This window comes from Massilia sp. 2TAF26 (assembly GCF_052115005.1).
Taxonomy (GTDB): Bacteria; Pseudomonadota; Gammaproteobacteria; order Burkholderiales; family Burkholderiaceae_D; genus Telluria.
The window spans coordinates 204,279-224,077 of record NZ_JBFRFV010000005.1; the positions used below are offsets into that span (position 1 = coordinate 204,279).

15 protein-coding genes are annotated in these 19,799 nt (G+C 66.0%); 8 read left to right on the forward strand and 7 right to left on the reverse strand.

Annotated features, from left to right (window positions below):
• Positions 1 to 163: 163 nt before the first annotated feature.
• The 3 genes from AB4Z32_RS07520 to AB4Z32_RS07530 all read left to right on the forward strand — a co-directional run bounded on the left by AB4Z32_RS07520 (position 164) and on the right by AB4Z32_RS07530 (position 4,131).
• Positions 164 to 1,960, forward strand: coding sequence for a S8 family peptidase (locus AB4Z32_RS07520; RefSeq protein WP_442121211.1), 1,797 nt, complete (start codon positions 164 to 166; stop codon positions 1,958 to 1,960).
• Positions 1,961 to 2,069: 109 nt separating this feature from the next.
• On the forward strand, positions 2,070 to 3,146 hold the full coding sequence (gene dinB / locus AB4Z32_RS07525; RefSeq protein WP_442121212.1) for a DNA polymerase IV: 1,077 nt from the start codon (positions 2,070 to 2,072) through the stop codon (positions 3,144 to 3,146).
• 88 nt (positions 3,147 to 3,234) lie between these two features.
• Positions 3,235 to 4,131 carry a recombination-associated protein RdgC gene (locus AB4Z32_RS07530; protein WP_442121213.1) on the forward strand — a complete coding sequence of 299 codons (897 nt, stop codon included), beginning with the start codon at positions 3,235 to 3,237 and terminating at the stop codon, positions 4,129 to 4,131.
• Positions 4,132 to 4,212: 81 nt separating this feature from the next.
• Here the strand turns inward: AB4Z32_RS07530 and AB4Z32_RS07535 are convergent, their stop codons facing one another.
• Positions 4,213 to 5,835, reverse strand: coding sequence for a catalase (locus tag AB4Z32_RS07535; RefSeq protein WP_442121214.1), 1,623 nt, complete (start codon positions 5,833 to 5,835; stop codon positions 4,213 to 4,215).
• An 86-nt stretch (positions 5,836 to 5,921) separates the two neighbouring features.
• A complete protein-coding gene (locus AB4Z32_RS07540; protein WP_442121215.1) occupies positions 5,922 to 6,413 on the reverse strand; it encodes an asparaginase domain-containing protein in 492 nt (163 codons plus the stop codon).
• A 112-nt stretch (positions 6,414 to 6,525) separates the two neighbouring features.
• On the opposite strand from AB4Z32_RS07540, the gene AB4Z32_RS07545 reads away from it, so the two are divergent.
• On the forward strand, positions 6,526 to 7,284 hold the full coding sequence (locus AB4Z32_RS07545; RefSeq protein WP_442121216.1) for an L-asparaginase: 759 nt from the start codon (positions 6,526 to 6,528) through the stop codon (positions 7,282 to 7,284).
• A gap of 39 nt (positions 7,285 to 7,323) precedes the next feature.
• Here AB4Z32_RS07545 and AB4Z32_RS07550 read toward each other — a convergent pair whose 3' ends face one another.
• Positions 7,324 to 8,313, reverse strand: coding sequence for a D-2-hydroxyacid dehydrogenase family protein (locus AB4Z32_RS07550; RefSeq protein WP_442121217.1), 990 nt, complete (start codon positions 8,311 to 8,313; stop codon positions 7,324 to 7,326).
• A gap of 395 nt (positions 8,314 to 8,708) precedes the next feature.
• Here AB4Z32_RS07550 and AB4Z32_RS07555 point away from each other — a divergent pair, with 395 nt between their 5' ends.
• Positions 8,709 to 10,559 carry a phosphoenolpyruvate carboxykinase (GTP) gene (locus AB4Z32_RS07555; RefSeq protein WP_442121218.1) on the forward strand — a complete coding sequence of 617 codons (1,851 nt, stop codon included), beginning with the start codon at positions 8,709 to 8,711 and terminating at the stop codon, positions 10,557 to 10,559.
• Positions 10,560 to 10,671: 112 nt separating this feature from the next.
• Here AB4Z32_RS07555 and AB4Z32_RS07560 read toward each other — a convergent pair whose 3' ends face one another.
• Positions 10,672 to 12,057, reverse strand: coding sequence for a YfcC family protein (locus AB4Z32_RS07560; RefSeq protein ID WP_442121219.1), 1,386 nt, complete (start codon positions 12,055 to 12,057; stop codon positions 10,672 to 10,674).
• Positions 12,058 to 12,070: 13 nt separating this feature from the next.
• The gene (locus AB4Z32_RS07565; RefSeq protein ID WP_442121220.1) at positions 12,071 to 13,189 is read right to left on the reverse strand and encodes a succinylglutamate desuccinylase/aspartoacylase family protein; all 1,119 of its coding nucleotides are present in this window, start codon (positions 13,187 to 13,189) and stop codon (positions 12,071 to 12,073) included.
• A 153-nt stretch (positions 13,190 to 13,342) separates the two neighbouring features.
• Between AB4Z32_RS07565 and AB4Z32_RS07570 the strand changes: the two genes are divergently transcribed.
• Genes AB4Z32_RS07570 through AB4Z32_RS07580 form a run of 3 tightly spaced genes read left to right on the forward strand, consistent with a single transcriptional unit; the run spans position 13,343 to position 18,315 of the window.
• On the forward strand, positions 13,343 to 14,326 hold the full coding sequence (locus AB4Z32_RS07570) for a MurR/RpiR family transcriptional regulator (RefSeq protein ID WP_442121221.1): 984 nt from the start codon (positions 13,343 to 13,345) through the stop codon (positions 14,324 to 14,326).
• Complete coding sequence (locus AB4Z32_RS07575; protein ID WP_442121222.1) at positions 14,319 to 17,069, forward strand: TonB-dependent receptor; 2,751 nt, start codon at positions 14,319 to 14,321, stop codon at positions 17,067 to 17,069. Before AB4Z32_RS07570 ends, AB4Z32_RS07575 begins: the two co-directional genes overlap by 8 nt.
• A 10-nt stretch (positions 17,070 to 17,079) precedes the next feature.
• Positions 17,080 to 18,315 carry a cyanophycinase gene (locus AB4Z32_RS07580; protein ID WP_442121223.1) on the forward strand — a complete coding sequence of 412 codons (1,236 nt, stop codon included), beginning with the start codon at positions 17,080 to 17,082 and terminating at the stop codon, positions 18,313 to 18,315.
• Between the two features lie 7 nt (positions 18,316 to 18,322).
• Here AB4Z32_RS07580 and AB4Z32_RS07585 read toward each other — a convergent pair whose 3' ends face one another.
• Entirely contained in the window at positions 18,323 to 18,775 is a 453-nt protein-coding gene (locus AB4Z32_RS07585; protein WP_442121224.1) for a DUF2214 family protein, read from the reverse strand.
• Positions 18,772 to 19,731: a transcriptional regulator FtrA gene (gene ftrA / locus AB4Z32_RS07590; RefSeq protein WP_442121225.1), complete on the reverse strand. Its 960-nt coding sequence runs from the start codon at positions 19,729 to 19,731 to the stop codon at positions 18,772 to 18,774. Before ftrA ends, AB4Z32_RS07585 begins: the two co-directional genes overlap by 4 nt.
• Positions 19,732 to 19,799 lie beyond the last annotated feature (68 nt).

The window sequence follows — 19,799 nt, forward strand, 5'->3', positions numbered from 1 at the left end:
GGAAAGCTGATTGCCTGTAAAGGAAATGCCGAGAGTCAATAAATTCCTTTAGCAATCAATTACTTATCAAAAATTTTCCTGTGGTGAAAACCCCTAAAGCGGCCCCAAGCGGGCCGCTTTTCGTTACGCTCGTCGGTTCGGTTAACGAAAAGAGGAAGCAAGCATGTCGCACCACAAGATGTCTCCCGTGTTGAAACTCTGCGCCGCAGCCCTCGTCGCCTTCGGGTCGCTGGCCGCCAACGCCGCGCCGCAGGATGCGGCGCAAACCAAGGTCATCACCCAGACCGACCGCCTGATCGTCCGCTACAAGGATGCGGTCGACAATTCCAAGGGCGCCATGCCCGCCCGCGCCCTGACGGCCGCGCGCCAGGCCTTGATGGCCCGCTCCGGCCAGCAGCTCGGCGCCACCATGCGCTTGCTGCGCGCCACCGCCACTGGCGCCAACGTGATGCAGCTCAGCCGCGCCATGTCGATCGACGAAGCCAGGGCCCTGGCCGCCGACCTGGCGGCGCGCGACCCGGACGTTGAATACGCCGAACCGGACCGCGTCATGCTGCCGCTGTTCGTGCCCAACGATCCGATGTACACCCAGCAGTGGGACCTGTTCGACGCCAAGGGCGGCATGAACGTGCCGGCCGCCTGGGACAAGTCGACCGGCGCCGGCATCAACGTGGCCGTGATCGATACCGGCTACCGTCCGCACGTCGACCTGCAGGGCCAGATCCTGCCGGGCTATGACTTCATCACCAACGCCACCATCGCCGGCGACGGCAACGGCCGCGACAGCGACGCCAGCGACCCGGGCGACAACACCTATGCCGGCCAGTGCGGCACCGGCATCCCGGCGCAGGACGAAGCCTCGAGCTGGCACGGGACCCACGTGGCCGGCACCATCGCCGCCAAGGCCAACAACGGCGTCGGTGTGGCCGGCATCGCCTACGGCGCGAAGATCGTCCCGGCCCGCGTGCTGGGCAAGTGCGGCGGCTATACCTCGGACATCGCCGACGCCATCGTCTGGGCCTCCGGCGGCGCCGTCACCGGCGTGCCGGCCAATGCCAACAAGGCGCGCGTGCTGAACCTGTCGCTGGGCGGCAGCGGCGCCTGCGACACCACCACCCAGAATGCGATCAACAGCGCCCGTTCGCGCGGCGCCGTGGTCGTGGTAGCGGCCGGCAACTCGAACATCAATGCCGCCAACTCGAATCCGGCCAACTGCGCCGGCGTGATCGCGGTGGCGGCGGTCGGCCGTACCGGCGGCAAGGCCTCGTACTCGAACTACGGCAGCGTGGTCGACGTGGCGGCGCCGGGCGGCGACAGCGGCGCGGGCATCCTGTCGACCTGGAACGCCGGCACCAGCACCCCGGCCGGCGACAATTACGGCTACATGATGGGCACCTCGATGGCGACCCCGCACGTGGCCGCCGTGGCCGCCCTGATGCTGTCGACGAACCCGAATCTGACGCCGGACGAAGTCGAGGCCAAGCTGAAGTCCACCGCGCGCGCCTTCCCGGCGGCCTGCTCGGGTTGCGGCGCCGGCATCGTCGACGCCGCAGCGGCCGTGAACGCCGTGGCGGCCGGCGCGACGGTCACGCCGCCGACGCAGAACGAGGTCGAGCCGAACAACTCGATCTCGGTCGCCAATCCGGTGAACGTCTCGGGCACCGTGGTCAAGGGCACGCTGTACGGTACGACCGACAACGACTACTTCGTGGTCCAGGTCCCGGCCGGCAAGACCCTGACCGCGACCCTGACCATGAACGCCGGCAGCGGCAGCACGGACTATGACCTGTACGCCTACAACAGCGCCGGCACCCAGCTGGCGATGAGCACCAACGGCGCGGGCACGCCGGACGCGGTGTCGGTCGCCAACGCCACCTCGGCGACTTCGCCGCGTTACGTCCGCGTGCGCTACCACACGGGTGTGTATGGCGCGTCGTACTCGCTGAAGTTTACCTGGTAAGCGGCTGGACAAGCAGTGAGACAAGGGCGCGCGACGCAGGTTGCGCGCCCTTTTTGCTTGCACTCTTGCATCATTCCCGCTTTCCCCTGATACTGTATGCAATTACAGTATGAACATCCCCCTCCGCAAGATCATCCACTGCGATTGCGACTGTTTCTACGCATCCGTCGAGATGCGGGACGACCCGTCGCTGCGCGGCCGGCCGCTGGCGGTCGGGGGACGGCCGGACCAGCGTGGCGTGGTCGCCACCTGCAACTACGAGGCGCGCCGCTTCGGCATCCATTCGGCGATGGCCACCGCCCAGGCGATGAAGCTGTGCCCGGAGCTGCTCCTGATCCCGCCGAACATGGAAAAGTACCGGATCGCATCAACCCAGATCATGGACATCTACCGCGACTACACGGAGCTGGTGGAGCCGCTGTCGCTGGACGAGGCCTACCTGGACGTGACGGCCTCACCGCACTGCAAGGGCAGCGCGACCCTGATCGCGCAGGAGATCCGCCGGCGCATCTTCGAGACCGTCGGCATCACCGCCTCGGCCGGGGTGGCGCCGAACAAGTTCGTGGCCAAGATTGCCAGCGACTGGAACAAGCCGGATGGCCTGTTCCTGGTGCGGCCGGAGGAGATCGATGATTTCGTCGCGGCGCTGCCGGTGAAAAAGCTGCATGGCGTCGGCAAGGTCACGGCGGCCAAGATGAATGGCCTGGGCGTGCAGACCTGCGCCGACCTGCGCGGCTGGAGCATGGCGAAGCTGCAGGAACATTTCGGGTCCTTCGGCGCCCGCCTGCACGACCTGTGCCGCGGCATCGACTACCGCGAGGTGAATCCGGTACGCGAGCGCAAGTCGATCAGCACCGAGGAAACCTATACGCCGGACGTGCCGGACCTGTCCGCCTGCCTGGCCCTGCTGCCGGAATTGATGGAGCACCTGCAGGGCCGCATCAAGCGCAACAATGCCGAAAAATTCATCAACAAGCTGTTCGTGAAAATCAAGTTCAACGACTTCCAGCAGACCACGGTCGAGTGCGTCGGCTATGCGCCCAACCTGGCGGTCTATACCCACCTGATGGAAACCGGCTGGCTGCGCGCCAGCCGGCCGGTGCGCCTGCTGGGCGTGGGCGTGCGGCTGGCGGACAGCGAACAGGTTGAGCAGCTGAGCTTGTTTGACGAACGCGCAACACATTAAAAAAGGCCGCGCTGCCGGCTGAAATTTGCCACCCGGCAGCGTGTAGAATGTCGTTCCCCTGGAAATAAAGAGATAACTGAAAGCAACTATGTGGTTCAAGAATCTTCAGATTTACCGCCTGCCCGCACCGTGGGCATACACCGCCGAACAAATGGAAGAGGCGCTGCAGTCGCAGGCGTTCACGCCGGCCAGCAGCAATGAACTGCTGCGCCAGGGCTGGGATTCGCCGCGCGGCAACGGCAAGCTGGTCCACGAAGTGAACAAGCAGATGCTGATGATGCTGGGCACGGAAAAGAAACTGCTGCCGGGCTCGGTCATCAACCAGGTTGCCAAGGCCCGTGCAGCCGAGCTGGAAGAGCAGCAGGGCTTCCCGCCGGGCAAGAAAGCAATGAAGGAACTGAAGGAGCGCGTGGCCGACGAACTGCTGCCGCGCGCATTCTCGATCCGCAGCAATGTCTGGACCTGGATCGACCCGGTCAACGGCTGGCTGGTGGTCGACGCCGCCAGCCCGTCGAAGGCCGACGATGTCATCAAGCTGCTGCTGAAGGCCGTCGACAAGATGCCGCTGGAATCGCTGCGCGTGCAGCGCTCGCCGGTGGCCGTGATGACCGGCTGGCTGGAATCGGACGAAGCGCCGTACAACTTCACCATCGACCAGGACACCGAACTGCGCGCCACCGGCGAGAGCAAGGCCGCGGTGCGCTACGTCAAGCACTCGCTGGACCCGGAAGATATCCGCCGCCACATCGCCGCCGGCAAGCAGTGCACCCGCCTGGCCATGACCTGGAACAGCCGCGTCTCCTTCGTGCTGACCGAGCAGCTGGCAATCAAGGGCGTCAAGCCGCTGGACGTGATCAAGGAAAACGAAACCATCACCTATAGCGATGACGAGCGTTTCGATAACGACATCATGCTGATGACCGGTGAGCTGTCGAAGCTGATGGCGGATCTGGTTGAGGCGCTGGGCGGGGAAGCCAAGGCGTAAGCAACACCCGCGCAACCCGCCGTCGTTCCCGACCTGGCCGGCCGCCTTGGCGGGAACGACGGTTGGTCAGCTGACTGTTCTTCACTTGGTCGCCACTTCCTCCGAAGTAGCCGGCTCCTTCCTCCCCTCCGATCCCATCTCCGCCTGTCCGCTGGTATACGTGGCCGCGCCGCGGTTCTGATGCGGCGCCGGCTTGCCCGGCAGCGGCGGCAGGGCCTTCGCCTTTTCCAGGTCGATGCCGGCCACCTGCGCCACGCGGCGGCCGTAGTCCTCGTCGCAGTGCCACAGGTGCCAGACCATGCGTAGCTGTATGACTTCAGGACATTTCTTCAGATCGCCGCCGACGTTGTTGACCAGGTCGTCGCGTTCCCAGTCCTGGAAGGACCGGTAACGGTCGCCCGCCTGCTTGTAGTCGGAGGCAGTGTTCGTGGTCTGGTAGCGGCCCAGGTGGCCCTGCACGACCTGGTGGTAGTCCTTCTGCGGCTGCGGCGCTTCCTGCAGGCCGCCCAGCAGGCTGGGCTCGTAGTTGATGTGCTTTTCTTCTCCGCCGCCGTCGACGTAGAAGGCCATCTGGCCGTCGCGCTGGTTGGTGCGGGCGCGGGCCTTTTCCTGGGGCGCATTGATCGGCAGCTGGAGGTAGTTGGGGCCGACGCGGTAGCGCTGGGTGTCCGAATAGGACAGGGTGCGGCCCTGCAGCATCTTGTCATCCGAGAAGTCGACGCCGTCGACCAGTACGCCGGTGCCGAAGGCCGATTGCTCGGTTTCGGCAAACACATTGTCCGGGTTCTTGTTGAGTACCATGCGTCCCAGCGGCAGCAGCGGGAACTGGTCTTCCGGCCAGCGCTTGGTGTCGTCCAGCGGATCGAAGTCGAGTTCGGGATGCTCGCCGTCGAACATCATCTGCACGCAGAATTCCCACTCCGGAAACTCGCCGCGTTCGATCGCCGCGTACAGGTCGCGGGTGGCGTGGCTGGTATCAATGCCCTGGATCTCGGCGGCCTGCTGGCTGGTGAGGTTGCGCACGCCCTGTTTCGGTTGCCAGTGGAACTTTACGAGGTGGGCGATGCCCTGGTCGTTCACCAGTTTATAGGTGTTCACGCCCGAGCCTTCCATCTCGCGGTAGTTGGCAGGAATGCCCCATGGGCTCTTGACCCAGGTAACCATGTGCAGGGCTTCCGGATGACTGCAGATGAAGTCGTAGAAGCGCCACGGCTCCTGCTGGTTGGTGACGGGGTCGGGCTTGAAAGCGTGGATCATGTCCGGGAACTTGATCGCATCGCGGATGAAGAAGACCTTCAGGTTATTGCCGACCAGGTCCCAGTTGCCGTCGACGGTCTTGAGCTTGACGGCGAAGCCGCGCGGATCGCGCGCCGTCTCCGGGGATTCCTTGCCGCCGATGACGGTCGAGAAACGCACGAATACCGGGGTCTGCACGCCGGTCTCGTTGAGGACGCGGGCGCGGGTGTACTTGCTGGCCGGCTCGTCGCCGATCTTGCCGTAGGCTTCGAAATAGCCGTGGGCGCCGGTGCCGCGCGCATGCACCACGCGTTCGGGAATGCGTTCGCGGTCGAAGTGGGTGATCTTCTCGATGAACTGGTAGTTTTCCAGCGTGGCCGGGCCGCGCTCGCCGACCGAGCGCAAGGACTGGTTGTCGCGGACGGGATGCCCCTGGCGGGTGGTCAAAGTCGGGCGCTGCTCGTTCATTGCTTCCTCCTGCGTTGGTGGAAGAAGCATTGTAAAAATGGCGGGAAACGCGCAGCGCCCGATAGCCGTCCAGCAATGCTGTCGTGTCAGCGCGCCTCGAACACGCCGGCGGCGCGGTTTTTGGTGACTTTATCCCAGGTGAAAATGGTGCCGTTCATCGCCACGTACACGCCCGGCGGCAGCGTTTGCGCCACGCCGCAGGCGAAGCCGAAGTTGAACAGCGCGTCGGAGTTGGCGATCTCGTAGGGGATCATGGCGCCGGTGAAGACGATGGTCTTGTCGCTCGTGCCTGCGGCCGCGCCCAGCACCTCGGCGGTTTCGCGCATGGTGTCGGTGCCGTGCACGATCACGATCGCCTTCTCGCTGGCGGCCTGGCAGGCGGCCAGGACCTTCTGGCGGTCGGCGTCCTGCATGTCGAGCGAGTCGAGCAGGGAAACCACTTCGAGCGCGGCCGGAATGGTGATGCGCGCGCGCTTGATAACTTCAGGCAAGTGGCTGTCCGCAAAGCCCAGGACACCGTTGAGTTCGTTGTAGTGTTTGTCGAAAGTGCCGCCGGTGGCGATGATCCGCAAAGTCATGATAATGGTTTGGAAACGCAGAAAAATAAGGTGCTTATGATAGCCGCAAACGGGTATGTATCCGCATGTGACTGCGCTAGAATCTTCCGGATCGGATGAGTACATTGATCACATGAAACCCGTCGCTCCAGGCACTGTCATCTTCCATCGCCATCGCGGTTACGGCGTGATTACCCACGTCAACCTGCTGACCGGCTGGATCTCCGCGCGCTTCGGCAACGAAGCGCGCACGCTCGACCTCAACCTCTCCACCGACGAAGTGCAGCACGCCGATGGCGAGGCCATCCTGTTCCGCCGCTCGCCGCCGGACCGCATGCCGCACGCTCGCCTGATGGCGATGGTGCGCGAGCTGCACAAGGCCGGCTACGAAAAGCTCTACCTGCACTCCTGGCCGAAGCCGTCCGGCCTGCACTGGCGCTGGCACCTGTTCGCCGGCCAGCGCGACTGGATGCAGCGGCCCTGGCGCGAAGGCTGGTACGGTTCGGGCGACGTGTATAACGGCAATCCGGTGATGGGCTGGGGCGATGCGCCCGGCGCCAGCACGGACGAGCTGATCCACGCGCTGGCGAAGTTCGATCCCGAAGGCCTGGCGCGCGCGCTGGGCCGCGACGACGACCATACCGCCTGGTTCGCCGGCGTCTGCGAGGCCCTGCTGCCGGGTTATATGTACAGCTTCGACATGGCGCCCCAGCCGAAGGGCGGCGGCCTGGTCGAGATGCCGCCGGTGCCCGTGGTGCCGGTGCGCGCCGGCCTGCCGGCCTACGACGGTCCCGTCATCGAGTGGCCGCCGGGCTGGGCCGGCTTGTGGACGCGCCGGCATGAGATGCCGATGCGTAAGCCGAATTTCACCGGCGAACCCGAGTTGCGATAACCTAGGGTGGGCATTCCATGCCCACGCGGACGCATGCGGTCATTTCGCCGACGCGTCCGGATTCAAGATGTTCGTCGCCGTGCCGTTCGCGAAATTGACCACGTTCTCGAACGCCACCCGGAAATACAGCTCGTAGCTGTCCTTCTCCACATAGCCCAGGTGCGGCGTCGCCAGCACGGTCGGGATCTTCAGCAGCGGCGACTCGGCCGGCAGCGGCTCGTCGGTGAACACGTCCAGTGCTGCATAGCCCGGGCGGCCGCGCTGCAGCGCGTCTTCCAGCGCATTCTCTTCCACCAGCTCGGCGCGGCTGGTATTCACGAACAGGGCGTCGCGCTTCATGCGCGCCAGGTCGTCCCGGGTGACGATGCCGCGCGTGGCGGCGTTCAGGCGCAGGTGCAGGCTCAGCACGTCGGCCTGCTCGAAGAAGGCTTCGCGCGAGGGCGCCGCCTGGAAGCCGTCGCCGACCGCCGCCGCGCGGCTGGTCTCGCTGCCCCACACCATGACCTGCATCCCGAAGGCCTTGCCGTAGCCGGCCACCATGCGTCCGATCTTGCCGTAGCCCCAGATCGCCAGGGTGCGTCCCTTCAGCGTCCGCCCCAGGCCGTTCAGCTCCGGATTGCTTGACGCCGTCTGCCACAGGCCCTGCTTCAGGTTGTTGGCGTAGGGGACGATCTTGCGGCTCGCGGCCATGATCAGCGCCCAGGTCAGCTCGGCCGGCGCGACCGGCGAGCCGATGCCTTCCGCGATCGCGATGCCGTGCTCGGTCGCGGCCGCCACATCGACGTGGCCCGCCAGCTTGCCGGTCTGCGACAGCAGCTTCAGGTTCGGCAGCTTGGCCAGCAGGGCGCGCGGAAACGCGGTGCGTTCGCGGATCAGGACCAGGGCGTCGAAGGGTGCCAGGCGGATCGCCAGCTGGCCCAGGCCGCGGCTCGAATTGGTGAACACCTTGACCTCGTGTCCGTCCAACAGCTTGAAGCAATCGAGATGGCGGACGGCGTCCTGGTAGTCGTCAAGGATGGCTATTTTCATAATGTTTTCTGTAAATTTCGTACGGGTAAGTAATGAAATAACGCGGATTCAAAAGATGGAGAATAACCTACTACATTGGTCAACCAAATTTCCTACATTTTTGTTATTGAAGCATTTGAAACGCATTTGTGCGGGTGTAGAATCGACCAGAAATAAAGGCCAGCGATGTCTGATTGACATGTTTTGAGACATCGATCGAGGCCAGCAGCCGACACGACCGCCGCATCACGTTACCCCGGCGCCGATCCATTGCCAAATGGATTCTTGAGCGCGGGCCCGGTACCGGGATTCCCTGACGGACGGACCCTCGATGACACCGTTACCAGCCGCGGCCCTGTGACGCGAAGCCGGTTTTTCGAGGCCCCAAGAATTCTTTATTGGCATTGGAGGTACCTATGAATCAGCCCGTGATGGGCGGCGTTGCCGCTTTGAACGTCCCAGCTTACATCAAGCACAACAAACTCATCAATTGGGTGGCCGAGATCGCGGCCCTGACCAAGCCCGACGCCATCTACTGGTGCGACGGTTCCCAGGAAGAGTACGACCGCCTGTGCGCCCTGATGGTCGAAGCCGGCACGATGAAGCGCCTGAATCCGGAAAAGCGCCCGAACTCCTACCTCGCATGCTCGGACCCGAGCGACGTCGCGCGCGTCGAGGACCGCACCTTCATCTGCTCGGCAACCAAAGAGCAGGCCGGCCCGACCAATAACTGGACCGACCCGAACGAGATGCGCCAGACCCTGAACGGCCTGTTCGACGGCTGCATGGCCGGCCGCACCATGTACGTGGTGCCGTTCTCGATGGGCCCGCTGGGCTCGCCGATCGCCCACATCGGCGTCGAACTGTCCGACTCGCCCTACGTGGCCGTCAACATGCGCATCATGACCCGCATGGGCCGTGCCGTGTACGACGTGCTGGGCGAGAACGGCGACTTCGTGCCCTGCGTGCACAGCGTCGGCATGCCGCTTGCCGCCGGCCAGCAGGACGTGCGCTGGCCGTGCAACGCCACCAAGTACATCGTCCACTATCCGGAAACCCGCGAGATCTGGTCCTTCGGCTCCGGCTACGGCGGCAACGCGCTGCTGGGCAAGAAATGCTTCGCGCTGCGCATCGCTTCCAACATGGGGTACCAGGAAGCCCAGCAGGGCGGCACCGGCTGGCTGGCCGAGCACATGCTGATCCTGGGCGTCGAATCGCCTGAAGGCGCAAAGAAATACGTGGCCGCCGCCTTCCCCTCGGCCTGCGGCAAGACCAACTTCGCGATGCTGATCCCGCCCGCCGGTTTCGAAGGCTGGAAGGTCACCACCATCGGCGACGACATCGCCTGGATCAAGCCGGGCGCGGACGGCAAGCTGGTCGCGATCAACCCGGAAGCCGGCTACTTCGGCGTCGCCCCGGGCACCAACGAGAAGACCAACCCCAACTGCATGGCCTCGCTGCGCGAGAACGTCATCTTCACCAACGTCGCCCTGACCGACGACGGCGACGTCTGGTGGGAAGGCATGACCAAGGAAGCTCCTGCCCACCTGATCGACTGGCAGGGCAAGGACTGGACCCCGGCGTCCGGCACCAAGGCCGCCCACCCGAACGCGCGCTTCACCGTGGCCGCGACCCAGAACCCGGTCATCGATCCGGCCTGGGACGATCCGGCCGGCGTGCCGATCTCGGCCTTCATCTTCGGCGGCCGCCGCTCGACCACGGTGCCGCTGGTGACCGAGGCCCGCAACTGGACCGAAGGCGTGTACATGGCCGCGACCATGGGCTCGGAAACCACCGCCGCCGCCGCCGGCCAGATGGGCGTGGTGCGCCGCGATCCCTACGCGATGCTGCCCTTCATCGGCTACAACATGAGCGACTACTTCCAGCACTGGCTGAACCTGGGCAAGAAAATCTCGGCGCAGCCGAAGATCTTCTGCGTCAACTGGTTCCGTACCGACGAGAAGGGCAACTTCGTGTGGCCGGGCTACGGCGACAACATGCGCGTGCTGAAGTGGATCCTCGAACGCACCGAAGGCAAGCAGGGCGGCGTCGAGCACATGTTCGGCACCTCGCCGTCGTACGGCGACCTGAACTGGACCGGCATCGACTTCACCGAAGCGCAGTTCCAGCAGATCACCTCGATCGACAAGGACGCCTGGCGCGAAGAACTGAAGCTGCACAGCGAGCTGTTCGACAAGCTGGCTTACCGCCTGCCGCAGGAACTGGTGGCGACCAAGCAGCAGCTGGAGCAGCGCCTGGGCGCATGACGCGATGAATTAGTGGGGAGACGACGGCCGGTTCACCGAAACCGGCCGCACAAAACGAAAAAGGGACAGGCGAGCGCCTGTCCCTTTTTTCATGCGCGATTGCGCAAGCCCCTCAGCTCCACCCCATCAGGCAGGGCGGCACCAGCAGCAGCAGCGCCAGCACCAGGTAGATCAGCTGCAGCGGGATCATCCACTTGGCCCAGGTCAGCCAGGGCACGCGCGCCAGCGCCAGCACGCCGACCGTGATGCCGGAGGTCGGGATCATGGGCGTCGACAGCTCCCCCAGCTGGAAGGCCAGGATCGCGGTCTGGCGCGACACGCCCACCAGGTCCGCCAGCGGCGCCATGATCGGCATCGTCAGCGCTGCCTGGCCGGTGCCCGAATGGATGAAGAAGTTGATCACCGACTGGATCAGGTACATCTTCTGCGCCGCGAATACCGGATGGCTCGACGCTACCCACGGCATCAGGCCGTGCAGCATGGTGTCGATGATGTGGGCGTCGCGGGCGATGATCATGGTGGCGCGCGCGATCGCGATCACCAGCGCCGTCGGCGCCAGGTCTTTTGCGCCCTGCATGAAGGCCGCCACCCAGCTGTCGGCGCCGAGGCGGCCGACCAGGCCGACGACGATCGCCATCGCCAGGAACAGGGCCGCGATCTCGTCGATGAACCAGTCGTACTTCACCACCCCGATCACCATGGTGCCGAGCGAGATTGCGAAGATCGCCAGCACCGCCGCATGGCGGCCCGTCATCCGGTCGTCGGACGACACGGCCACCGGATGCTCGAGGCGCTTGGCCTGGTCCAGCACGAAGGTCGGGCTCAGCGACGGATTGCGTTTCACGCGCGCGGCGTACCACATCAGGAAGGCGATCGTCACAATCGTCGCCGCCGCCCACACGATCAGGCGGTAGCCCATCCCAGAGAACACCGGTACGCCGGCGATGCCCTGCGCGATGCCGACGTTGAAGGGATTCAGGAAGGCGGCGCCGAAGCCGACCTGGGAGCCGAGGAAGGGGATCGAGACGCCGGTCACGGTGTCGTAGCCGAGCGCCAGTGCCAGCGGAACGAAAATGAGCACGAAGGGGATCACTTCCTCGTTCATGCCGAAGGTGGCGCCGCCCAGCGAGAACAGGGTGACGAACACCGGGATGATGGTCGCGCGCACCAGTGCCGAGTGTTCGTGGGCGCGCGCGATCGAACGGATCGCGGTGTCGATCGCTTCCGTCTTCTGCACCACCGCGAAGGCGCCGCCGACGATCAGCACGAAGCCGATGATCTGCGCCGCCTCGACGAAGCCTTTGATGGGCGCCTTCATCAGCGCCACCAGGCCCTGCGGGGCGCTGGCCACGTAATGGAAGGTGTCCGGGTCGACCAGCTGCTTGCCGCCCACGAGGTGGGTCTCGTACTTCCCGCCGGGGACGAACCAGGTCGCCAGCGCGATCAGGGCGAGGATCGCGAACAGCAGCACGAAGGTATTGGGCATTCGAAGGCGCATGCTTATGGAATCCTCATTGGCTCAGCAGGGAACCGGAACGGAAGGGCGTCGCCCCGGCGATTTTACAGATGTGCATGCCGCGCAGCAGGTGGCGATGGGCGGTCGAGGCGAACAGCAGGCCGCCATGGTGCGCGTGCACGGTCGCGGTGACGCCGGTGACCGGATTGACGATGTCGGCGACGGCTTCGCCGGCAGCGACCTGTTCGCCCAGCGCTTTCAGGAACACCAGCACGCCCGACTGCGGCGCATCCAGGCGCTCGACGGCCGTCAGGGGCGTCGGCGCGCACAACGGCGCGGGCAGGGGGCCCTGCGGGATCTCGAGCAGGCCTTCGCGCGCCAGGTACTGGAGCAGCGCCTGCGCATCCTGCCGGGCGTAGTCGTAGCGCACCTCCATCTCGCCGCGCAGTTCGACCGTGATCGCGGCGCAGGCCGGCGGAATGGGCGTATCCGGACCGAAGTGCGCGGCCAGGTCCCACCATAGCCGGCTGCAGGCTTCGTCGAAAGGCTCGCCGCCGGACGCATCGGACAGCAGCAGGACGCGCGCGCCGAGCAGCGCCGCCAGCGGCTCGACCCGCCCGGCCAGCGCGCTGCCGGTGTAGACGTGCAGCACGGCTTCGTTATCGCAGTGCAGGTCGAGCACGATGTCGGCGTCGATCGCCATCCCCAGCAGGGTTTTCTTGAGGGCCTCGGTATGGTCGGCCGGTTCCCAGCGGGCGACGGCGGCGCGCGCCTCGCTGCGGATCAGGGCGACGTTCGCCCGCGCATCGGCGCCGAGCCTGCCCGCCAGCGCTGGCTTCAGTTCGTCGGCCAGGTGGCGGAAGGCGCGGTTGAAGTTGACGCCGGTGCCGAGGTCGAAGCGGCCGAAGGGCATGCCGTGCACGATTTGCGACAGGCCGACCGGATTCGCGGCCGGCACCAGGACGATCTCGCCGCGCACCCGGCCTTCGGCATCCAGCCGGTCCAGCTCGCGCTTCAGGAAGTGCGCCACCAGCATCGCCGGTACTTCGTCCGCATGCAGGGCGGCCTGGATATAGACCTTCTTGCCGCTGCCCGGGCTGCCGTAGTGGCAGGAAGCGAGCTGGTAGCTGGCGACGCCTGGTTCGGTCGCGATCGGGTGGGTGTGTGCATGCATATGCGGTCTCCTCGGCCGGGTCGGCTGCCCGGCGGATTATGTATGAATTTTTACACAAGGTAAATCCGTGATGGATTATTTTCAAAAATATGTTGAGTTCGTGAATACACCTGGTTTAAATTTGGAAATGTTTATTCATTAACATTGGTCATCATGACTTCAGCCGCTCTGCCCAACGCTTCGCCCGACATCGGCTTCGCCGAGTCTTCGCTTGGCCAGAGCCTGCTGCGCATGCTGGCCGAGGGCTCGGCCTCGAACCGTACGATCGCCGACTACCTGCTGCGCAACCAGGTTCGCGTGACCGCGCTCGGTATCGAGGAACTGGCCGATGCCTGCGCCGTCTCCACCGCCACCATCAGCCGCTTCGCGCGCGATCTCGGCTTCAAGAACTATGCGGCGATGCGCGGCGCGGTGGCGGAGACCCTGCAGTCGGTACTGCAGCCGGTCGAGAAGCTGCGCAGCACGATCGCCCGCAAAGCCTCAGCCGCCTCTCCCGCGCTCGAAAGCCTGAATTACGCGGAGGCGGCCATCACGGCCACCAGCCGTGCGCTGGCAGGTGCCCAGCTCGACCGCATTGGCGCCGTGCTCACCAAGGCCGGTACCGTATATGTGATGGGCTTCGGCCTGTCGTCCTTCCTGGCGGGCGCGCTCGCCATGCACCTGCAGCCCTTCTGTCGTCACGTGGTCGAAGTGGCTGCAAGCGGCGGCACCGAAGTCGCGGCCAGCCACCTGGCGAATATCACCGGCAAGGATGTGCTGGTCGTTGTCTCCCTGCCGCGCTACACGCTGGCCGTCGTTCCGCTCACCCGGTTCGCACGCGACAGCGGCGCGACCGTCGTTTCGATCACGGATTCGCCCGCGTCCCCGCTCGCGGAGCTGGGGCATCACGTGCTGTATGCCCACAGTGCGCACCCCGTGCTGCCCAGTAGCTCGAGCTCCGCACTGGCCGTGATCGAAGCGCTGGCCGTATCGCTGATGACCTCCAACAAAGCCAATGTGGCCAAGGCGGCCCGGCATACCGAAGCCATTGCCGCCTACCTCTACGGCGAACACCAGATTCGTACCGGCAGCATGCAGAAAAAGGAAGGCGCCCGCAGGCGCCGCACAGTGAAACCAAGAGGGAGCACCAATGACTAAGCACACTTCGAGTACCCTTCGGCCCGCCATCCTGGCATCGAGCGTCGCCGCGGCGCTGGGCCTGATGGCGCAACAGGCCTGGGCGCAGGAGCAGGCGCAGGGCCAGACGATGCACCGGGTGGAGATCACCGGTTCGTCGATCAAGCGCATCGATACCGAGACCGCGCTGCCGGTGCAGACGATCACGCGCGAAGAGATCGAGAAGATGGGCGCCACCACCGCCGCCGAACTGGTCAAGAACATCAGCGCCAACACGGCGCCGATCACGGACGGCCCCAGCATCACGGACGGCACCTCGGGCCAGCGCGGCCTGAACGCCGCGAACATGCGCGGCATCGGCGCCTCGTCGACGCTGGTCCTGCTGAACGGCCGCCGCCTGGCCAACTTCGCTTCCCCCGGCGACAACGCCGGCGTCGACCTGAACAACATCCCGGCCGCCGCCATCCAGCGCGTCGAGGTGCTGAAGGACGGCGCTTCGGCGATCTACGGCACCGACGCCATCGGCGGCGTGATCAACTTCATCACGCGCAAGGACTATACCGGCGTCGACCTGGCCGGCTCGCTGGCCGGTACCCAGCACGGCGGTGCCGGCAAGAAGACCGCCAGCATCAGCGCCGGCTTCGGCGACCTGAGCACCGACCGCTTCAATGTGTTCGGCGTGCTCGACGTGCAGCAGCTCGACCGCCTGCGTTCGGGCCAGCGCAGCTTCATCAAGGAACGCGAGCTGGCGACCACCTTGCCGGCCCAGATGTCGAGCAATACCTTCCCGGCGAATATCGACATCTCGGGCGCGCAGCGCGCCGCCCTGATCGCCGCCGGCCTGCTCCCGGCCGGCACCACCTCCAGCCGGGTCAATCCGAGCTCGCCGGGCTGTAACCCGCCCGCCACCGTGTATGCGCCCAAGGGCCCTGGCGGCGTGGCAGGCTGCAGCTACGACTACATGGAAGATACCGAGATCTATCCGGATTCGCGCAAGGTCGGCTTCATCGGCCGCGCGACCTTCCAGCTGGATTCGGAAAACCAGTTGTTCGCGGAACTGGTGCAGAGCGAGGCGAAGACGAAATACGTGCTGTCGCCGAACCCGGTCCGGATCCGCAACCTGCCGGTCAGCATCCTGCCGCAGGCCTATCGCACGGCGCTCTCGGGCGCCGGCCTGCCCACCACCTTCAGCGGGATCCGCTACCGCATGGCGGAAGCCGGCAACCGCAGCAACGAGGTGACCAGTACCGGCCAGCGCCTGGTGCTGGGCGCCACCGGTACCCTGGGCGGCTGGGACTACGACGCGGCCCTGGCGCGCGCCGAGAACCGCGCGATCGACAAGTACGTCGACGGCTACGTCCTCTACGACAAGTTCGACGCCGCCGTGCGCAACGGCACCGTCAATCCCTTCGCGCCTTCGTCCAAGGCCGGCATCGACCTGATCAACAGCATCAAGATCAACGACGAGGCGCGCAAGGCCAAGGGCATTGCCACTTCGCTGGACGGCAAGATGTCGCGCGCGCTGACCCCGCTCGCCGGCGGCGACCTCGCGATCGCGATCGGCGGCGAACTGCGTCATGAGCACCAGCTGTTCACGCCTTCGGAGCTGCTGAAGTCGAACAATATCGCCGGCGACCGCGACAGCACGGTTCCCGCCGGCCAGCTGCTCGAGGTCGAGACCGCGGACAATACCCGCAAGGTGGCCTCGGTGTTCACCGAAGTGGTGGCGCCGTTCACCAAGGAACTGGAGATGCAGTTCGCGCTGCGCTGGGACCACTACAGCGAAGTCGGCAACACCACCAATCCGAAGATCGGCCTGCGCTGGCAGCCGTCCCAGGCCCTGCTGCTGCGCGCCTCGGCCGGCACCGGCTTCCGCGCGCCCTCGCTGTCGGACCTGAAGCGCCCGACCATCTTCGGCACCACCGCCGGCATCCTGACCGACCCGCAGTGCGTGAAGCAGGAAGGCAGCATCGACACCTGTACCGACCAGTGGAACGTCGAGCGCCGCTCGAATCCGAACCTGAAGCCCGAGAAGTCGCGCCAGTTCACGCTGGGCGTGGTGTTCGAGCCGGTCAAGCGCGCCAGCCTCTCGATCGACTACTGGAACATCGAGAAGAAGGACGTGATCAGCACCCTGGGCGAACAGGTCATCATCGAAAACCCGGCCGCCTACAACGGCAAGTACATCGAGCGCGACGAGGACGGCTTCATCTCCAACATCCTGCTGATGAAGGAGAACCAGGGCCGCCTGAAGACCTCGGGCTTCGACATCGCCGGCGACTGGCGCACCGAGCGCGGCCCCTGGGGACGCTTCGGCATCAACCTGTCCGGCACCTGGGTGCTGAAGTACGACCGCCAGTTCGGCCCGCAGGAACCCTACCGCAGCAACCTGAACGTGTTCCTGAACGACCAGGTGATCCAGAAGTGGCGCCACCGCATCAACTTCGAATGGGACAACGGCCCGGTCACGCTGACCCTGGCGAACCAGTACTCGACCAGCTACACCGACCAGAACACGACCTACGACCCCTACACCGACACGCTGCTGCCGCCGAACCACGTGAAGGCGTATTCGCTGTGGGACCTGACCGGCAGCTGGGCGATCGGCAAGAACCTCAAGCTGCGCGCCGGCATCCTGAACCTGCTCGACAAGGATCCGCCGTTCTCGAACCAGGCCTGGTTCTTCCTGGCCGGCTACGACCCGAGCTACACCGATCCGCGCGGCCGCAGCGGCTTCGTGAGCGTGAACTACTCGTTCAAGTGATGGGTTCCGTATGCTGAAGAGATGGTACTTCGCGCTGGCGATGCTGGCCGCCGGCGCCGGCGGACAGGCGGCCGAACCCGCAGCGCCGGCCGCCGGTGCGCCGGCCGCCGTGAAAGGATCGCTGGTCATCATCGGCGGCGGCCTGCGCGCCAACAACGCCGAGGTGTACCAGAAGATCGTCGCGCTGGCGGGCGGCAAGGGAGCGCGCATCGCGGTGTTCCCGACCGCGGCCGGGACGCCGCAGCGGGAAGCCGAGCTCACCGCCGCCAACCTGAAGCGCTACGGCGCCCAGCCCTTCGTGGTGCCGATCGCGCCGCGCCTGGCGGGCACGGACGCACGCAGGGCCGCCGACGATCCGGCCCTGGCGGAGGCGGTGGGCAAGGCCGGCGGCGCCTTCTTCACCGGCGGCGACCAGGCCCGCATCACAGGCGCGCTGCGCCGCGTCGACGGCAGCAACACCGCCGTGCTGGATGCGCTGTGGGCGATGTACCGGAGAGGCGGCGTGATCGCCGGCACCAGCGCCGGCGCCGCCATCATGAGCAGCACCATGTTCTACGATCCGCCGCTGGATGTGCTGCCGTTGCTGAAGCACGGCGTGGTCGACGGCAAGGACGTCGCGCCGGGGCTCGGCTTCGTCGGCGACGACGTCTTCATCGACCAGCACTTCCTGGTCCGCGGACGCTTCGCCCGCATGCTGCCGGTGATGCTGGCCAAGGGTTACACGCTGGGACTGGGCATCGACGAGAACACCGCCGCCGTGGTCGGTCCCTCGCGCGACGTGAGCATCGTCGGCTACCGCGGCGCACTGGTGCTCGACCTGGCCGGGGCCACCGTCGACAAGGCGAAGCCGGACTTCAACCTGTCGAATGCGCGCATCAGTTACCTGGACAGCGGCGACCGCTTCAACCTCGTCAACCGCGCCTATTCGCCGGGACCGGACAAGGAGCCCTTGAAGAACATCGACCGCGAGCACCGCGAATCGATCTTCACCACCGACATCCTCGGCAACACCTCGGTGGTGAACCTGCTCGAGAAGCTGGTGGACAGCGACCAGCAGCGCGCCGTCGGCATCGCTTTCGACGGACCTGCCAGCAAGTCGCCGGAACGCGGCTTCGAGTTTACGTTTACGCGCGTGCCGGACACCAGGGAATACGCCACCAACCGCGAGGATGCGTATTCGATCTACCGGATCAGGATGGATATCCGGCCGGTCAAGATGCACCAGCCGCTGTACTCGGCCGACTGAGCGCCGGCTAGAAGCCGATGCCGCGCGCCATGGCGGCCGCGAAGATCGGGATCAGCGCGAACACGTGGATCTCGATCAGCAGCTGGCGGCGCACCGCGCCGATCTCCTGCACGGCCGGCACGAAGGCGGCATCGGCCTTCAACACCTTTTGCCACGCCAGGATGCGCAGGGTGGGGCGGATCGACACCAGCCCGACCACGAGGAAGGCGCCGATCTTGGCCCAGAACATCGGATTGTGCAGATAGAAATCCGGCCCCCTGGCGCCGAACCACACCCGCGCGAAGCCGACCCCCAGGATCGCCATCGCCAGAGCGCCGTAAACCGCATCGAAGCGCCCCAGCAGCCTGACCGTGTGCGGCGACATGGCCGCGGGGCGCATCAGCGCCAGTTCGGCCGCCAGCACCGAGGCGATGCCGAACACGATCAGGTGGTGGACCGAGGCCAGCAGGAAGTCGCTCATGGTCTGGATTCTCCGTGTTGTCTGCGGTAGCGCGCCGGCGAGGGCAGGCCGTGGCTGCGGAAGTGGCGCCGCAGCGATTCGGGCGAGCCGAGTCCCGCCAGGTCGGCCACGGCCTCGATGCCGAGCGCCGGCCGGGTCTCCAGCAGCTGCGCGGCGAGCATCACGCGTTCGCGCACCAGCCAGTCCAGCGGGCTGGCGCCGGTGCGTTCCTTGAAGTGGCGCTGGAAGGTGCGCACGCCCATGCGGGCCTGTTCCGCCATCGAGGCCAGCGTGTGCGCGGCGCGCAGGTTTTCTCTTGCCCAGTCCATGGTGCGGGCGATCGGGTCGGTATTCGACTGCGGCAGCGGACGCGCCACCAGCTGCGCCTGGTCGCCGTCGCGGTGGGCCGGGATGACCAGGCGCTGGGCGACCCTGTTCGCGATGCCGGCGCCGAAGTCGCTGCGCACCAGGTGCAGCAGCATGTCGAGGCCGGCCGCCGAGCCGGCCGAGGTGACGATATTCCCATCCTCGACGTACAGCGTGCCGTGCTCGATCGCGATGGCCGGGAAATGCGAAGCCAGCCTGTCGAAATAGCGCCAGTGGGTGGTTGCCCTGCGGCCGTCGAGCAGGCCGGCATGCGCCAGCACGAAGGCGCCCGAGCAGATCGAGCACAGGCGCGCGCCGCGTGCGTGGGCGCGGCGCAGGGCGTCAAGCAGCGCCGGAGGGGGGGCTTCGTCCGCGTCGCGCCAGCCGGGGATGACGATGGTGCCGGCGCCGTCGAGGGCATCCAGGCCGTGCGGCGCCTGCACTGTCAGGCCGCCGGCGGCGCGCAGCGGGCCCGGCTCGATGGCGCACACCGCGTAGCTGTACCAGTCCACATCCAGCTCCGGCCGTTCCAGCGCGAACAGCTCGACCGCGCAGCCGAATTCGAAGGTGCACAGGCGATCGTAGGCGAGGATGGCGACGTGGTGGGACATGGCCGGATGTTACCAGCTTCTGTCGCCGCGGCCACTGCCGGGTTGTCGAACCCACGGGCACACTGCAG

Bases quoted from the DNA above. Each gene is read 5' to 3' on its own strand.
- AB4Z32_RS07520 (WP_442121211.1), top strand. From the start codon at position 164: ATGTCGCACCACAAGATGTCTCCCGTGTTGAAACTCTGCGCCGCAGCC.
- AB4Z32_RS07530 (WP_442121213.1), top strand. From the start codon at position 3,235: ATGTGGTTCAAGAATCTTCAGATTTACCGCCTGCCCGCACCGTGGGCA.
- AB4Z32_RS07565 (WP_442121220.1), bottom strand. From the start codon at position 13,189: ATGCATGCACACACCCACCCGATCGCGACCGAACCAGGCGTCGCCAGC.
- ftrA (WP_442121225.1), bottom strand. From the start codon at position 19,731: ATGTCCCACCACGTCGCCATCCTCGCCTACGATCGCCTGTGCACCTTC.
- AB4Z32_RS07550 (WP_442121217.1), bottom strand. From the start codon at position 8,313: ATGAAAATAGCCATCCTTGACGACTACCAGGACGCCGTCCGCCATCTC.
- AB4Z32_RS07540 (WP_442121215.1), bottom strand. From the start codon at position 6,413: ATGACTTTGCGGATCATCGCCACCGGCGGCACTTTCGACAAACACTAC.
- AB4Z32_RS07560 (WP_442121219.1), bottom strand. From the start codon at position 12,057: ATGCGCCTTCGAATGCCCAATACCTTCGTGCTGCTGTTCGCGATCCTC.
- AB4Z32_RS07545 (WP_442121216.1), top strand. From the start codon at position 6,526: ATGAAACCCGTCGCTCCAGGCACTGTCATCTTCCATCGCCATCGCGGT.
- dinB (WP_442121212.1), top strand. From the start codon at position 2,070: ATGAACATCCCCCTCCGCAAGATCATCCACTGCGATTGCGACTGTTTC.
- AB4Z32_RS07580 (WP_442121223.1), top strand. From the start codon at position 17,080: ATGCTGAAGAGATGGTACTTCGCGCTGGCGATGCTGGCCGCCGGCGCC.
- AB4Z32_RS07555 (WP_442121218.1), top strand. From the start codon at position 8,709: ATGAATCAGCCCGTGATGGGCGGCGTTGCCGCTTTGAACGTCCCAGCT.
- AB4Z32_RS07535 (WP_442121214.1), bottom strand. From the start codon at position 5,835: ATGAACGAGCAGCGCCCGACTTTGACCACCCGCCAGGGGCATCCCGTC.
- AB4Z32_RS07585 (WP_442121224.1), bottom strand. From the start codon at position 18,775: ATGAGCGACTTCCTGCTGGCCTCGGTCCACCACCTGATCGTGTTCGGC.
- AB4Z32_RS07575 (WP_442121222.1), top strand. From the start codon at position 14,319: ATGACTAAGCACACTTCGAGTACCCTTCGGCCCGCCATCCTGGCATCG.
- AB4Z32_RS07570 (WP_442121221.1), top strand. From the start codon at position 13,343: ATGACTTCAGCCGCTCTGCCCAACGCTTCGCCCGACATCGGCTTCGCC.